This is a genomic window from Malonomonas rubra (assembly GCF_003247215.1).
GTDB classification, from domain to species: domain Bacteria; phylum Desulfobacterota; class Desulfuromonadia; order Desulfuromonadales; family Geopsychrobacteraceae; genus Malonomonas; species Malonomonas rubra_A.
Genome location: NZ_QKAP01000049.1, coordinates 12960 through 27740, shown reverse-complemented (window position 1 = coordinate 27740; position 14781 = coordinate 12960). Strand labels below are relative to the sequence as shown.

Below are 14781 nucleotides of genomic sequence, written 5' to 3'. Positions count from 1 at the left end.
GCACCAGAAGAAGATATAGATGGTTTCAACGCAAAGGCCTTGGCTACCTGCAGGTCCGAGAAAATAGCCATGTTTCCTGAAATTCCCGTACTCCAACTGGCGTCACCATCTGCCCTATCGTTTACCTTGGAGGCCCTGCAAAAAGGCGTCCGGACAGTCCTCCCAAAACCGAACAACTCTGAAGTTAGAGAGGCCTTTGTCCCTGAGATAATCCAGTTTTTAAAAGCCATACGGAGCTATATTGCAGACTGCTATAACATTAAGCGCAGGCAGTACTTCGATCGCATGTGTAGCAGCTTGACCGATCTTAGCAAGCTAGACAAAGCCCCCGAAATTTCTCTGGCCATTTTAAAATACATTGGAGAATTTTTCGAGCGCAGTTTAACCCTAATTATCGACAAACAGACTTTGGTCGCCGAACGAAGTATCGGTATCTTCGCCGACAGATTTCAGGGGGTTTGTCCTGCAAAAAAATTCCGCTTTGACATCGCTGATGATTCTGCCCTCCGGCAAGTTATCTCTGATGGCAAACCGTTTTTCGGGACGCTCAAAGATTCTTTGCTCGAACACCACCTGTATCTTGAGATAGGTAGACCAAAAGAACCAACGGTGCTATTAGTGCCGCTGCAATGCAACGGCCGAACAATTACCTTAACTTATGCGGATTTCGGCAATATCCCAGCAAGACAGGCTCCGGTAGCGTTTATCAGTTTTTTTGCTGCTCAAGCCGGTATTGCATTGGAAAATGCTCTGTTCCGCAGACAGCTTGCAAAATCCACCAAGCCTCAAGAAAAAAAGTAAGGTGCTTTTATGGACAGCAAAACTCTGAATCAAATTCTAGAAATCGCCTTTGCCAAACGGGTCTCCGATATTCATTTTGAAGTTGACAACCCGCCATTTTTTCGCGCACATGGTCAGTTGCTTCGATCCAAGCTACCAAACTTAAAACCGGAAGATACGGAATTTATCGCTTCTACCATCATGGCGCAGAACCAACGTGAGCTACCAGTGGATTTCAAGGAGTTCGATGCTTCTTATGCCCTGGAAAATAGCGGACGCTTCCGGGTCAGCCTGTTCCGCCAACGTGGTAATTTCGGTATTGTCATGCGCGTCATCCCGCCTGAAATTGGCGCTTTTCAAGATCTGAAACTTCCTGCGGTCCTCTCTGAAATCGTCAAAGCGCCTAACGGCTTGGTTCTGGTCACCGGTCCAACCGGAAACGGCAAATCAACCACCTTGGCATCGATGATCAACTATCTGAACGAAAAGTATGCCTACAACATTATCACCATCGAAGACCCGATCGAATTTCTCTTCATCTCGAAGAAAAGCTGTGTCATCCAACGTGAGGTCGGAATCGACACCGATAATTTCAGTTCAGCCCTAAAAGCATCCTTACGGATGGATCCTGACGTCATCATGGTCGGGGAGATGCGGGATCTCGAAACCATAGACGCCTGCATAAAAGCATCGGAGACAGGACACCTTGTGTTTTCCACACTGCACACACAAAGTGCGACATCAACGATTAATCGGCTTGTCGGCCACTTTCCTCCTGACGCGCAGGAAATCATCCGTCAGAGGCTTGCTGACATTCTGGTAGCAACCATTTCACTGCGACTGGTTGAAGACAAAAGCGGTGAATATTTGCTCCCTGTCGTAGAAGTGATGCGCTCTACCACGACGATTCAGGCCTGCATCCGTGAGGGGAACCTTGATGAGATCGAAGGACATATTGAAAAAGGTACCGGACAGTACCAGACGCAATCGATGGACCAGCATCTGATACAACTGTGCAAAAAAGGGATTATTACCATGAAGGAGGCAAAACGGGTTTCTTCGTCGATGGATTTGGAGCGAAAACTCAACTTCACCTGATTTTACAAATTTTTTTACAAATAAGTCCTGCAGATAATCTCCGCAAGACTTATTTCCGTCTATCAGTTTCGAGCTCAGCAGCCACAACCGCAGTTATGACAAATCACCTTGTCGCTCCCGGCAGGCTCGACCGTTTCCGGGGCAAAGGCAACCCTGTTTATGCCGCGACGCAGATCCTCCAAGATATCGAGGTTCTTGCTCTGACAGATAATGTGACCGAGACAATAGCTGGCGACTCCGGCAGAAGAAAAGCTGATTCGCATACTATTAAGCAGATCGCCATATCCTTTAATTTCCGTTTTCAACCCATCATTGATCACTCGCAACTCGATCCCGAAACCCGATAGCTCGTCCTTCATTTCCGTCAGCATTTTGGCAAGAGCAGTATCGAAATCGTGATAGCGATCATATTTCCAGTCAGTTGTCGACCAGATCCTTTCATATAAAACGACATCCAAGATTTTCGACATAATAATTAATACCCCTGCTCAATCCAGGAGATATCTCCACTTCCTTCACGTAAAACTTCAATATGATCATCTACCAAGCTGATCACTGTAGAAGCTTCCCCCAGTGAAATACCACCATCGATCACCACATCGACCATACGCCCCATGGTTTCATCAATTTCAACAGGATCCTGAAGAGTTTCTTCTCCAGAAAGGTTGGCACTGGTAGTTACCAAAGGATGACCCAATTCTTTTACGATCTCCTGACAGATCTTATTGTCAGGAATACGTACCCCGACCGTCTTCTGCTTGGTGCTCAACGAATCAGGAACTATTTTTGTTGCTTCCAAGACGAAGGTATAAGGTCCAGGGAGATGCCGCTTCATGATTTTGAAAGCGAAATTACTGACCTGAGCGTAATTGGAAATCTCCGCTAGATCACTACAGATAAAAGAAAAAGGCTTGCGACTGTCACGCTGTTTTATCTGGAAAATTTTTTTAACCCCTTTGCGGTTAAAAATATCGCAGCCGATTCCGTAAGTGGTGTCAGTAGGATAGATAATAACGCCCCCCAGACGGAGAGTTTCAGCCACTTGGTGAATATGCCGACGATGAGGGTTTTCCGGATTAATTGAAAGAATCATGTAGCTTCCTCGCTCCCCGAATAATCACATTTTGCAGACGGCCAATCTTACGTGTATACGCAACTTAAAGCAACATTTTCAAACCATCTACTTGACGCATCTCTTCGTAAATACAGGTCAATTGTTCATAACTATGCAGCGTTACCAGGACCGAAACCGATTGATAGGTTCCTTTCCCACTCGGTTTCGATCGCACCGCATCTTTAATGACTGGAACATGCTTACCTACGGCCGCCACAATCGACTGAAGGAAATCATCGCCAGCCATACCGACGGCTTTGAACTGATAATGACAGGGGAACTTAAGCAGATCTTCCGAGTTGTCTTTCTCAGTCATGATCAGTCTCCCGAATGTCCGGTGTGACCGAAACCACCGGAGCCACGCTCAGTCCCACTCAACTGTTCGACCTCCACGAGGTGAGCCTGACAAACTGGTGCGACCACCAACTGTGCAATCCGATCCCCTGCATTGATGGTAAAAACATCCTGGCCATGATTAATCAGAATAATCCCGATTTCTCCTCGATAATCGGCATCAATCGTTCCTGGAGAATTAACCAATGCAATGCCATGTTTGATTGCCAGTCCGGAGCGCGGTCGTACCTGGATTTCATAACCGGACGGAAGCGCGACGGCCAAACCGGTCGGTACCAGGCAACGCTCGCCTGGATACAGTTCGATACGTTCATCGGGTAATGCCTGGATATCGAGTCCAGCGGCCAGTTCGGTCATATAGCGCGGTATCTGCGCTTCGGGGCGGAGTTTTTTGAATTCAACTTTCAGCATTTGAGTCAAATAAGGGTTAAGCAATTGTTAGTTTATTCAGAAACAAGTCCGAATCACTAACCGGGCCAATAACATTCAGATTCAAGGATTCGTCAGTCAGAAGCTGGGCTGCCAGCTTCTGTAACGATTCAACCGTTACTCGATCGATATTAGCGACGATCTCCTCTATTTTAGGCTGATGACCAAGAAAAATCTCATTCTTTGCCAAGCGCGTCATGCGATTATCGGAACTTTCCAGAGACAGCAATAACGTCCCTTTCATCTGTTCACGCGCCATGTGCAACTCTTCGCTACAAATATAATCATTTTTCAAGCTTGCAAATTGCTCCAATGCCAGCTGCACGGTCTCCCAGAGGGAACTTGGACTGGTGCCTCCATAGACAACCAAGGCTCCAGCATCGGAATGCACATTCAGGTAGCTATAGATCGAATAGGCTAGTCCACGCTCTTCACGAATACTCTGAAACAGTCGCGAACTCATGCTGCCGCCGAGGATACTGTTCAACAGCTGCTGCACAAATCGATCGGGATGATTTTGCGGTAATGCTTTACAACCGAGACAAAAATGTGTCTGCTCCAGATCCTTCCGTTCAATTTTCAAGCCTGGACGGTAAGCAGGTAACGTACAACTGTTATCGGGTTGCCCCGCAGCAACGACCGAAAAAGCTTGTTCCAGTTGATCGACAATCTGATGATGATCAAGATTCCCGGCAGCAGCGATCAGAATATTATGCCCGAAATAACGCTTTTCAAGCATTTGCAGCAAGTCCGCCTGGGCAATCCGTTGCACCGTCTCCCGATTACCGAGCACCGGCATTCCTAATGGATGCGAATTCCAGATCGACTTGCAGAACAGATCATGCACCTGATCGTCGGGAGTATCCTCGACCATCGACAGTTCCTGCAGGATAACGCGACGTTCCTTTTCGATTTCTGTTTGGTCGAAGGTCGAATTTAGAACCAGATCGGATAGTAAGGATATAGCTTGGGGAAGTTTATCGCCGAGAACTTTGGCGTAATAACAACTGAACTCCCGGCCGGTGAAGGCGTTGAGCACTCCACCGACCGAGTCGATCTCTTTGGCTATTTGCAGGGAAGAACGTGTTTGGGTTCCCTTGAACAGCATATGTTCGATGAAATGTGATATTCCACTCAGCTCTTCCTCTTCGTGACGGGAGCCGTTCTGTACCCAAAAACCGATTGTGACAGAATGAAGACTTTTCATCCGCTCGGTGACGACACGGATGCCGTTATTCAACGTCGACTTCTGCAACATCGGTGCACCGGATTATTCGTCTTCAGGAAGTTCCTGACCAAGAGCAGCCTTGCGAGATAGCTTGATCTTTCCCTGACGATCGATACCGATACACTTGACCAGTACTTCATCCCCTTCGTTGAGCACGTCAGTAACATTACGCACCCTCTCGTTGGCCAATTCAGACACATGCACTAGTCCGTCGGTACCAGGGAAAATTTCGACAAAAGCTCCGAACTCCATAATCTTCTTGACTTTACCCATGTACAGTTTATCAACTTCAGCTTCCTGGGTCAGGTCACGGATCATCTTGATAGCGGCTTTGGCAGCTGCGCCATCGGAAGAAGCAATCTTGATCGTACCGTCATCCTCGATGTCGATGGCGCAACCTGTCGCATCGATGATACCACGAACATTCTTACCGCCAGAACCGATCACGGTGCGAACCTGATCCGGTTTAACCTTGATGCTGGTGATCTGCGGGGCATGCTCAGAAAGTTCAGCACGTGGTGCGTCAATCGCCTTGGCCATCTCGCAGAGGATATGGATACGCCCCTCACGTGCCTGCTCCAGTGCCTGCTCCATAATCTCTTTGGTCACACCGGTAATCTTGATATCCATCTGCAAAGCAGTGATACCTTTCGCTGAGCCGGTCACTTTGAAGTCCATATCACCAAGATGATCCTCATCGCCAAGGATGTCCGAGAGAACTGCAACATCCTCCCCTTCTTTAATTAAGCCCATAGCGATACCGGCAATCGCTTCAGAAACCGGCACACCGGCATCCATCAACGACATAGAGGCGCCACACACCGATGCCATTGACGAAGAACCATTCGACTCAAGGATATCAGAGACAACACGGATGGTGTACGGGAAGTCTTCATGCTGCGGCAGGATCTGTGCTGCACTGCGTTCAGCGAGGAAACCATGGCCAATCTCACGACGGCCCGGAAACAGACGCATACTGGTTTCACCAACACAGAACGGCGGAAAGTTATAGTGAAGCAGGAACTTCTTGAATTCCATCCCCTGCACATTGTCCATCCGCTGCTCATCAACTCCAGTACCGAGGGTTGCGGTTACTAGCGCCTGGGTCTCGCCACGGGTAAACAGAGCGCTACCATGAGCACGCGGAAGTACACCGACTTCGCAACTGATCGGGCGGATAGTCTTCATATCACGACCGTCAATACGGACACGATCCTTGGTGACCATACGACGAACAACTGTCTTTTCCACTTTACCAAGAGCGGCAGCGATCTCCCCTTCCCGATCTTCGTAAGTTTCAGCCAGTTGCTCCTGAACTTCTGCGCGGATATCGGCTAGAGCAGCATATCGATCCTGTTTGCTCTGAATCTTGACTGCCTCAACAACCTTCGGCTCAGCTAATTCGGTGACTTTAGTAACCAGTTCTTCATCCGCTTGATGAACTTCGAAAGGACGTTTCTCCTTGCCAACCAGTTTGGCCAACTCTTCCTGAACAGCAATCAGGGGCTGCAGAGCTTCATGACCGAAAAAGATCGCATCGAGTATTTCCTGCTCAGAAAGGAAGTGCGACTCGCCTTCGACCATCATCACGGCATCTTTGGAACCGGAGATAACAATCTCGACGTCACTCTTTTTGATCTGCTCATTGGTCGGGTTAGCAATAAATTCGCCGTCGACACGACAAACACGAACGGCTGCGATTGGACCCTCGAATGGAATATCAGAGACAGCAACGGATGCAGATGCGGCAACCATCGCCAACGTATCAGGATCATTGATCATATCGGCGGAAATAACCGACGGCATGATCTGGGTTTCGAACATGTAACCTTTCGGGAAAAGCGGACGCATTGGACGGTCGATAAGGCGGCAGATCAGCGTCTCACGCTCGGTGGAACCACGCTCACGACGGAAGAAAGAGCCGGGTATTTTACCAGCAGCGTAAAATTTTTCAGCATAGTTGACGGTCAGGGGGAAGAAATCCTGCCCCTCACGCATGGTTTTGGCGGAAACGACGGTACAAAGCACCTTGGTTTCGCCATAAGTGACGATAACAGCGCCATCTGCCTGACGAGCAACTTTACCTGTTTCAATGGTCAACGGCTTGCCGTTGAATTCAACTTCTACCTTATGATAGGCCATATGATTCTCCTTTAGCACTCCTCAGCCATCTGAGGAGTATCAGCCTGTATAAATTAGCTGTTGGAGGTTGGCCTGAGACAATCCCTGTTCCTTACAAACAGCAATTCTCTCCGGACAGCCTCCAGAGCTACGACAAATGAAAAGCAAAAAGCAGCATGCCCTATCGACATGCTGCTTTTTAATTTTAGCGGCGGATTCCGAGAGCTTTAATGATCACCCGGTAACGGTCGATGTCCTGTTTGATCAGGTAATCGAGCAACCGGCGCCGCTGACCGACCATTTTCAACAACCCACGTCGGGAGTGATGATCCTTCTTATGGGTTTTGAAGTGTTCAGTCAGATAGCTGATCCGCTCAGACAGAAGGGCAATTTGCACTTCCGGTGACCCGGTATCGCCTTCATGGCGCTTGAATTCGTTGATGATTTCTTGTTTGCGTTCTGTGCCCAGCACTGCATTCTCCTTTTAAGTTTTCAATAAAGCCAGTGGCGGTGGCTTGTTTTAAACGTTTGAACCTACGCTATCTACCACAGTTAAGGCAGCTATGTAAAGGTTATTTAAATGAAATTATTGGCCAACAAAAACCCGTATCAACTCAAAATCTCCACGTTTTTCCTTAGTACGCTGTGGAGCAAAGCGCGCCATCGCCGCCAATCTTCCAGCTACTTGCAAGCGAACTAGTTGACCTGCGGAAAATCCTGCTTCACTGTTCGTCTGCGCAAGTGTCGGTGGAACGCCGTAGCGTAAGGCAACGGCAGCTTCTTCACAAACGGAAACAGCGGGATGTTCACTCAAGGCAGCGTCCATCGACAGTAGTCCGGAAAATTCACCTTCAACCCGCTTCAACTCATCCAGTGTCACACAATCTACAATATCGAAAACACCACTTTTCGTGCGGCGCAACGCTGTCATGTGTGCCCCACAGCCTAATACCTCACCGATATCGTCAATCAAGGTTCGGATGTATGTACCTTTGGAACATTCGACTTCAATGGTCACAAACGGCAAATCGATATCAACAATTTCCATCCTGCTGATATTCACTGGTCGAGCGTCTCGCTCAACCTCTTTCCCTTCACGGGCCAATCTATAAAGTGGCACCCCGTTTTTTTTTAACGCCGAGTACATCGGAGGCACCTGCATGATATCCCCACGAAACCGGGAACAGGCTTGCTCGATCTGCTCGGCTGTCAAAGCGGGAACATTGCGTTCGGACAGCACTATTCCTTCCGCATCGAGGGTATCAGTAGTCTCCCCCAATTTCAAAGTCGCCCGGTAACTCTTGTTATCAGCAAACAGGAATTGGAGGATTTTTGTACCATCGTTGACCGCAATCGGCAAAACACCGGTCGCCAGCGGATCCAGGGTGCCAGCATGCCCAACCTTACGAGTTCGGCAAATCCGCCGCACCTGCCGAACGACATCATGCGAGCTCATTCCGGCAGGTTTATCTATCAGCAATAGTCCGTGCACGATTTGGATATCAGATCAAAAAACGATCCAGCAGACGGGAAACTTTGATACGCACGTCAGCAAGGGTTCCATCAACCGTAGCCCCTGCTGCGTTGTGGTGTCCACCACCACCTAGTTCACGCGCCATCGAACCGACATCAATGGTTCCACGCGATCGGAAGCTGACCTTGTAAGCCTCAGGAGAGACCTGACGAAAAAACAGCGCCACCTCGACACCCCGAACCGCTCGTGGATAGTTCACAAAACCATCGGTATGTTCCTCTGAAGCACCCGATTCTTTGAGGATCTCTTCGGTCATGGCAACCGACGCGTAACGACCACACTCGGAGATCTCCAAAGTCGGCAGCACCAACCCAAGAAGACGCATTCGTTCAGGAGCGAGGCTTTCATAAAGACAACTGGCAATCTCCCAAGGGTCGACCCCCATCTCGACCAAACGGCCGGCAACCGAAAAAGCTTCCGGATTGGCGCTGGAATAACGAAACGATCCGGTATCGGAAAGAATGCCGAGATAGAGGCACTTGGCGACATCTAGGCTCATCTGATAATTACAGGCATTCAACACGCGATCGATCATCACCGCGGTGGCGCTGGCCTTGGTATCGAGATAACAGATATCACCAAACGCCGAGTGTGGATGGTGATCGATATTCACAAGAGTGTTGCAGCACTCCTGCACCGGAACCCCGGCCCGTTTCAACTCACCAGAATCAAGGACAAAAGCGACATCGAACTGAGCTCCACTCGGAAGCTCGGTGACAAGTTGTTCACAGTCGGGCAGAAAGCTCATAATCTGCGGAACACCGTCGATATTCAGCGCGACCACCACTTTGCCCATCTCACGCAAAGCATTGGCCAGACCCAAGGTGGAACCGATCGCGTCACCATCGGGATTTTCGTGAGACACCACAAGGAAGGATTTGCTGCTATGGATCAGTTCAACGATCTTCTGAATCATCGCTCGGTTCATCCTTTAAGTCATCTTGTACCTGACGCAACAAACTGTCAATCTTCTGCCCGTAACCAATCGACTTATCGAAAACAAAACGAATCTCTGGAACAGACCTCATTCGCAACACCTGCCCGAGCTGGCGTCGCAGAAAAGGAGTGACACTTTTCAGGCCACGCTCAGTTTCTCTACGTTCATTTTCTTCATCAAGGACCGTAAAATAGACTTTTGCGACACTCAGATCGCGCGAAACTTCAACTCCGGTAACGGTCACCGAAGCAACGCGGGGATCTTTGACCCCATGCATCATCAGCTGAGCAATCTCTTTATGAATCTGCTCACCAACACGCTCTGAACGATAACTACTCAAGAAAAGTCTTCTCCGTAATGCAAAAACTCAACTTCAGAGTTGAGCAGTTCGGCGAAACCAGACTGATAAAGTTCAGCTTCGACCTTATTGAAAACCGACTCCAATTGTGCCTCGGAGCCGGCCGTCATACTTATCCCTATAATGGTTCTCTGTAAAAGATCCTGGCAGCCTACCTCTGCCACCGACAGTGGGTAACGCGAACGGAGCCGTGCCAAGATCCTGTTCACCTGCGAACGTTTCTGTTTCAGACTCTGTATCTCATATAACCGGATGTCAAGCCTCAATACACCGACAACCATCTTCAGATCCACTCATGAATATACTACAGAGTTGTCTTGATCTCTTCCATCTCGAAGGCTTCGATAATGTCGCCATTCTTGATGTCGTTGTAGTTTTCTAGTCCGATACCACATTCATAACCGCTGGCCACTTCCTTAACGTCATCCTTGAAACGCTTGAGTGAACCGAGGCGGCCCTCCCAAACAACGACGTTGTCGCGAACCAGGCGAACCTGTGCGTTTCGCACAATCTTGCCATCGAGCACATAACAACCAGCAATGGTGCCAACTCGAGAAACATGGAAGGTTTCGCGAACCTCGACGCGACCGAGATCTTTCTCGCGCAGCGTCGGAGCCAGGAGTCCCTCCATGGCATCGCGGATGTCATTCACTGCATCGTAAATAACGCTATACAGGCGGATATCAACGTGCTCGGCCTCGGCCAAGGTTTTCGCCTTAGTTTCCGGGCGAACGTTAAAACCAAGGACGATCGCGTTCGATGCGGTCGCCAAAGTTACATCGCTCTCGGAAATACCGCCAACGCCAGTATGTATCACGTTGAGGCGGCAAGAATCGGTCGACAGTTTTTCCAGCGCATCGCGAACTGCCTCAACTGAACCCTGAACGTCAGCCTTGATGATGACAGCCAGTTCTTCAACCACTCCTTCCTGCATCCTGGCGAACAACTGATCGAGCGAGACCTTACTACTCTTCGCCAAGTCAATCTCACGCTGCTTCTGCTGACGGTGCATAGAGACTTCCTTCGCGGCTTTCTCATTTTCAACCGCATGGAAGGTATCACCGGCATCCGGCACGCCGCCTAAACCGGTCACCTCGACCGGAAATGATGGACCAGCCTCCTTGACCTGTTTACCAGTCGCTGTAAGCATTGAGCGGACCCGGCCAAAATGCAGACCTGCGACAATTGCATCGCCCTGTTTCAGAGTACCGTCTTGAACCAGAACGGTCGCAACCGGACCACGACCTTTATCGAGACGAGCCTCGACAATAGAACCTTTGGCCCGCTTATTGGGGTTGGCCTGCAGTTCCAAAACCTCAGCTTGCAGCAGTATCATCTCCAACAACGTATCAAGATTCGTATGTTTCTTCGCCGACACCTCAACAAAGATCGTATCGCCGCCCCACTCTTCAGGGACCAGCTCAAACTCGGTCAGTTCCTGTTTAACCCTATCCGGGTTCGCCTCTGGTTTGTCAATCTTGTTAACCGCGACTATAATCGGCACCCCGGCTGCCTTGGAGTGATTTATCGCTTCCTTGGTCTGTGGCATGACACCGTCGTCGGCGGCAACCACCAGTATAACGATATCGGTCACGCCGGCACCACGGGCACGCATGGCCGTAAAGGCTTCGTGCCCCGGGGTGTCGAGGAAGGTGATCTTGCGTCCAGCAAGTTCGACATCATAAGCACCGATATGCTGTGTGATCCCCCCAGCCTCTCCTTCAGTAACATTAGCTTCTCGAATCGCGTCGAGCAAACTGGTTTTACCGTGATCGACGTGACCCATAATTGTCACCACCGGCGGACGAATTTCGAGATCAGAAGCATGATCCTCTGCCTCTTTTTTCGCCTCAACCTCAAGGATCGTCTCCTCGTCAAAGGCAACGTTCTCAACTTCGTAGTTGAACTCCGATGCGAGGATAGCTGCAGATTCATAATCAAGCGGGTGATTGATCGTAACCATGGTCCCCTGACGCATCAATTCTGCAATCAGCTCATTGGCCTTTACCCCCATCCGCTTAGCAAGTTCCCCGACGGTAATCGAGTCGCTGATACGAATGATTCGTTTAATCGCTTTACTAATCGTGACTTCGGTTTGTTTTAAAGGTTTTGCCTGTTTACCACCTTTCTTCTTTTTGCCCCCCATGCGGCTCGGCTCAAAAACCTCAACTCGGCGCCCGCGCCTTGAAACGCGACCGTCCGCCTCCATGTCCACGTCGCTTCTGCGGCCCTTTTTGCGTTTCTTATTCCGCCCCTCTTTTTCCGGCAAAGGTTGTTCTATGGGTGCGGCCGGGGCTACATCGACACGTTTACGCCCTCGCGCAGGAGCGACCTCTGGACGGGCTGCAGGACGGGGTGCTCGCTCGCCATTACGGCTTCGAGGACGCTCAGGCTTTGCAGCAGGTTGCGTCTGGGGAAGTTCAACTCGGCCCAAGATCTTAGCCTTATCAGCCGTCGCTTTAACTTGCTTCTTCGGCTTAACCTCCACGACCGGCTCTTCAGCCGCTTCTTCGGCGGGTTCCTCCACCGGAGCCTTCGCAACCGGCTCTTCAGCCGCTTCTTCGGCGGGTTCCTCCACCGGAGCCTCCGCGACCGGTTCTTCAGCCGCTTCTTCGGCGGGTTCCTCCACCGGAGCCTCCGCGACCGGTTCTTCAGCCGCTTCTTCGGCGGGTTCCTCCGCCGGAGCCTCCGCAACCGGTTCTTCAGCCGTTTCTTCAGCCGTTTCTTCGGCGGGTTCCTCCGCCGGAGCCTCCTCGACTGGTTCTTCAGCCGCTTTGCGAACCACAGTCCGACGCCGCCGAATTAAGCCTGGCTTGATTCTCGACTCCTCGATCTTCTCTTCCGCCGGATTACTATGTGCATTAAACTTTTGCATATCTTCTTCACTGAGAGAACTGGCGTGGGATGCCACATCTACCCCGGCATCAGCAAGCTTGGCCATCAATTCCTTGTTTTCAAGTCCAAGTTCTTTTGCCAGTTCGTATACCCTTAACTTGCCCATCAATTCTCCCTTACAAGCTGCTCATATCTTTGCATTTCAATCAGAATCGCATCTGCCAAAGCGCCTTGCTTCACGGCAACGACACTCCGCTCACCCTTACCCAGTATCTGTCCGAGCAAATCCTTACTCAACAGTTGGCTGCATTCGACTCGACCACGACCTGCCAGGTCTTTTATCTTGTCTGCAATTGCAGCCGATATGTCCTCTGCTACGACAACCAGCCCAATTTTGTCAGCTTGACGCAGAGCAACCATTACAGCGTTGCTCCCCGAAATCACCTGACCTGACTTGCGCCCCATGCCCAGCAGGTTGATAATCTTCTGTTCAAGAGCGTTATGCAACTCTTTAATCAACGATTCGCGATCGACGATTTTACATTGCCCTCGTAAGCTACGCTGAAACTGCTTTTTTTCAACTGCGGCTTTAAGGCAATCGACAGCGATACAGGTATAGGCCCCACGCCCAGGCAATCTGTGTCGATAATCAACCATCAACATTCCGTCCGGGGCAACAACATAGCGAACCAACTGATCCTGCGGGCGACATTCTCGACAAGCAACACAGGTTCGCTTTGGCCCTTTTCCAGCTTTAGTTACCACTATTTCTCGGGCTGTTCGCCATCCTCGTCATTTTCAACGTCAGTGACTTCGGGTTCCTCAACTTCAGTTACCGCATCCGCGACTTCCTCAACCACGGTCTCAGGCGAATCGGTTTCTTCATTCTGCTCTTCAGCGACCACCGATTCTTCCTGCTCTTCTTCCTGAGCACGACTCTCGCTCTTGATATCGATCTTCCAGTTGATCAGTTTAGCGGCCAATCGGACATTTTGCCCTTTCTTGCCGATCGCCAGAGAAAGTTGATCATCCGGGACAATAATTTCCATCGCCTCCGCTTCATCATCGATATACACGCGGGAAACTTCCGCCGGTGCCAAAGCTGCACAGGCGAAACGAGCCGGATCAGGTGTCCAGGGGATGATATCGATTCGCTCACCGCGTAATTCGGTCACCACATTCTGGACCCTGGAACCGCGCATACCAACACAGGCTCCAACCGGGTCGACATCTATATCATGGGACTCTACAGCGATCTTAGCCCGACTACCAGGTTCACGAACGGCATTTTTGATTTCAACAATCCCTTCGGCAATCTCCGGCACTTCGGACTTGAACAGGGATATCAGCAAACCAGGATGGGTACGCGAAAGGATAATCTGCGGACCTTTGGCCGACATCTTAACTTCTGAAATATAAGCCCTAACACGATCTGACTGACGATAGTTTTCCCGCGGCACCTGTTCACGATTCGGCAGCAGCGCTTCTGCGCGGCCGAGGTCGACGATTAGATCGCCGCGTTCATAACGACGCACGATACCGTTAACCACTTCACCGACGCGATCCTTGAACTCATTGTACACGCCTTCACGCTCAGCCTCACGAACCTTCTGGATGATCACCTGCTTAGCGGTCTGCGCGGCAATACGACTGAAGCTGCCAGCCTCCATCATCATCCCGAGGGAGTCGCCGACTTCGACGTCCGGGTCTACCTCACGCGCTTCTTCAATGTCAATCTCTTTATAAGAGTCAACCACCTCATCGACGACAGTAACAAACTCGAATACCTCAACCTCTCCAATCTCCTCATTATAGTGAGCTTCGAGGTCGCGTGTATTACGAAACTTTTTGTTAGCAGCAGAAAGGACAGCCGACTCAAGCGCTTCGATCAGAATATCGCGATCGATCCCCTTGTCCTTTACGACCTGATCGATGATGTGATTAAGATTGCCCACCATCTTGTTTTACCCCTTTTGAAGTGTGTAAACGGTCG

General features: G+C 50.1%; 15 protein-coding genes and 1 pseudogene. 2 read left to right on the top strand and 14 right to left on the bottom strand.

Features of this window, described 5'->3' with window-relative positions:
* Positions 1-801 (top strand): annotated as a pseudogene (locus Q7J88_RS04480) (hypothetical protein); the annotation flags it as partial.
* Positions 802-810: 9 nt separating this feature from the next.
* Entirely contained in the window at positions 811-1878 is a 1068-nt protein-coding gene (locus tag Q7J88_RS04475; protein ID WP_303720954.1) for a type IV pilus twitching motility protein PilT, read from the top strand.
* Positions 1879-1952: 74 nt separating this feature from the next.
* Here Q7J88_RS04475 and Q7J88_RS04470 read toward each other — a convergent pair whose 3' ends face one another.
* From Q7J88_RS04470 to nusA, 14 genes are all read right to left on the bottom strand, one after another.
* Positions 1953-2348, bottom strand: a complete 396-nt coding sequence (locus Q7J88_RS04470) for a hypothetical protein (RefSeq protein ID WP_303720953.1) — start codon at positions 2346-2348, stop codon at positions 1953-1955.
* 5 nt (positions 2349-2353) lie between these two features.
* Positions 2354-2971: an L-threonylcarbamoyladenylate synthase gene (locus Q7J88_RS04465; RefSeq protein WP_303720952.1), complete on the bottom strand. Its 618-nt coding sequence runs from the start codon at positions 2969-2971 to the stop codon at positions 2354-2356.
* 64 nt (positions 2972-3035) lie between these two features.
* On the bottom strand, positions 3036-3308 hold the full coding sequence (locus Q7J88_RS04460) for a YbeD family protein (protein ID WP_303720951.1): 273 nt from the start codon (positions 3306-3308) through the stop codon (positions 3036-3038).
* A 2-nt stretch (positions 3309-3310) separates the two neighbouring features.
* Positions 3311-3757 carry a dUTP diphosphatase gene (dut, locus tag Q7J88_RS04455; protein WP_303720950.1) on the bottom strand — a complete coding sequence of 149 codons (447 nt, stop codon included), beginning with the start codon at positions 3755-3757 and terminating at the stop codon, positions 3311-3313.
* A 16-nt stretch (positions 3758-3773) separates the two neighbouring features.
* The gene (locus Q7J88_RS04450; protein WP_303720949.1) at positions 3774-5033 is read right to left on the bottom strand and encodes a pitrilysin family protein; all 1260 of its coding nucleotides are present in this window, start codon (positions 5031-5033) and stop codon (positions 3774-3776) included.
* A 12-nt stretch (positions 5034-5045) separates the two neighbouring features.
* Entirely contained in the window at positions 5046-7145 is a 2100-nt protein-coding gene (gene pnp, locus Q7J88_RS04445; protein WP_303720948.1) for a polyribonucleotide nucleotidyltransferase, read from the bottom strand.
* Positions 7146-7329: 184 nt separating this feature from the next.
* Positions 7330-7596, bottom strand: coding sequence for a 30S ribosomal protein S15 (gene rpsO, locus Q7J88_RS04440; protein WP_303720947.1), 267 nt, complete (start codon positions 7594-7596; stop codon positions 7330-7332).
* 114 nt (positions 7597-7710) lie between these two features.
* Positions 7711-8616 (bottom strand): tRNA pseudouridine(55) synthase TruB, encoded by a 906-nt coding sequence (truB, locus tag Q7J88_RS04435; RefSeq protein ID WP_303720946.1) that lies wholly within the window; start codon positions 8614-8616, stop codon positions 7711-7713.
* Positions 8617-8626: 10 nt separating this feature from the next.
* Complete coding sequence (locus tag Q7J88_RS04430; protein WP_303720945.1) at positions 8627-9574, bottom strand: bifunctional oligoribonuclease/PAP phosphatase NrnA; 948 nt, start codon at positions 9572-9574, stop codon at positions 8627-8629.
* On the bottom strand, positions 9555-9935 hold the full coding sequence (gene rbfA, locus Q7J88_RS04425; RefSeq protein ID WP_303720944.1) for a 30S ribosome-binding factor RbfA: 381 nt from the start codon (positions 9933-9935) through the stop codon (positions 9555-9557). Before rbfA ends, Q7J88_RS04430 begins: the two co-directional genes overlap by 20 nt.
* The gene (locus tag Q7J88_RS04420; RefSeq protein WP_303720943.1) at positions 9932-10234 is read right to left on the bottom strand and encodes a DUF503 domain-containing protein; all 303 of its coding nucleotides are present in this window, start codon (positions 10232-10234) and stop codon (positions 9932-9934) included. The genes rbfA and Q7J88_RS04420 overlap by 4 nt, the downstream gene beginning before the upstream one ends.
* A gap of 23 nt (positions 10235-10257) precedes the next feature.
* The gene (gene infB / locus Q7J88_RS04415) at positions 10258-12954 is read right to left on the bottom strand and encodes a translation initiation factor IF-2 (RefSeq protein ID WP_303720942.1); all 2697 of its coding nucleotides are present in this window, start codon (positions 12952-12954) and stop codon (positions 10258-10260) included.
* On the bottom strand, positions 12954-13553 hold the full coding sequence (locus Q7J88_RS04410; RefSeq protein WP_303720941.1) for a DUF448 domain-containing protein: 600 nt from the start codon (positions 13551-13553) through the stop codon (positions 12954-12956). Before Q7J88_RS04410 ends, infB begins: the two co-directional genes overlap by 1 nt.
* Positions 13553-14746, bottom strand: coding sequence for a transcription termination factor NusA (nusA, locus tag Q7J88_RS04405; RefSeq protein WP_303720940.1), 1194 nt, complete (start codon positions 14744-14746; stop codon positions 13553-13555). The genes Q7J88_RS04410 and nusA overlap by 1 nt, the downstream gene beginning before the upstream one ends.
* Between the last annotated feature and the right edge of the window lie 35 nt (positions 14747-14781).

Excerpts from the sequence above, each read along its gene's own strand:
- Q7J88_RS04475 (WP_303720954.1), top strand. The coding sequence starts at position 811 with ATGGACAGCAAAACTCTGAATCAAATTCTAGAAATCGCCTTTGCCAAA.
- Q7J88_RS04470 (WP_303720953.1), bottom strand. The coding sequence starts at position 2,348 with ATGTCGAAAATCTTGGATGTCGTTTTATATGAAAGGATCTGGTCGACA.
- Q7J88_RS04465 (WP_303720952.1), bottom strand. The coding sequence starts at position 2,971 with ATGATTCTTTCAATTAATCCGGAAAACCCTCATCGTCGGCATATTCAC.
- Q7J88_RS04460 (WP_303720951.1), bottom strand. The coding sequence starts at position 3,308 with ATGACTGAGAAAGACAACTCGGAAGATCTGCTTAAGTTCCCCTGTCAT.
- dut (WP_303720950.1), bottom strand. The coding sequence starts at position 3,757 with ATGCTGAAAGTTGAATTCAAAAAACTCCGCCCCGAAGCGCAGATACCG.
- Q7J88_RS04450 (WP_303720949.1), bottom strand. The coding sequence starts at position 5,033 with ATGTTGCAGAAGTCGACGTTGAATAACGGCATCCGTGTCGTCACCGAG.
- pnp (WP_303720948.1), bottom strand. The coding sequence starts at position 7,145 with ATGGCCTATCATAAGGTAGAAGTTGAATTCAACGGCAAGCCGTTGACC.
- Q7J88_RS04430 (WP_303720945.1), bottom strand. The coding sequence starts at position 9,574 with ATGATTCAGAAGATCGTTGAACTGATCCATAGCAGCAAATCCTTCCTT.
- Q7J88_RS04420 (WP_303720943.1), bottom strand. The coding sequence starts at position 10,234 with ATGGTTGTCGGTGTATTGAGGCTTGACATCCGGTTATATGAGATACAG.
- infB (WP_303720942.1), bottom strand. The coding sequence starts at position 12,954 with ATGGGCAAGTTAAGGGTATACGAACTGGCAAAAGAACTTGGACTTGAA.
- nusA (WP_303720940.1), bottom strand. The coding sequence starts at position 14,746 with ATGGTGGGCAATCTTAATCACATCATCGATCAGGTCGTAAAGGACAAG.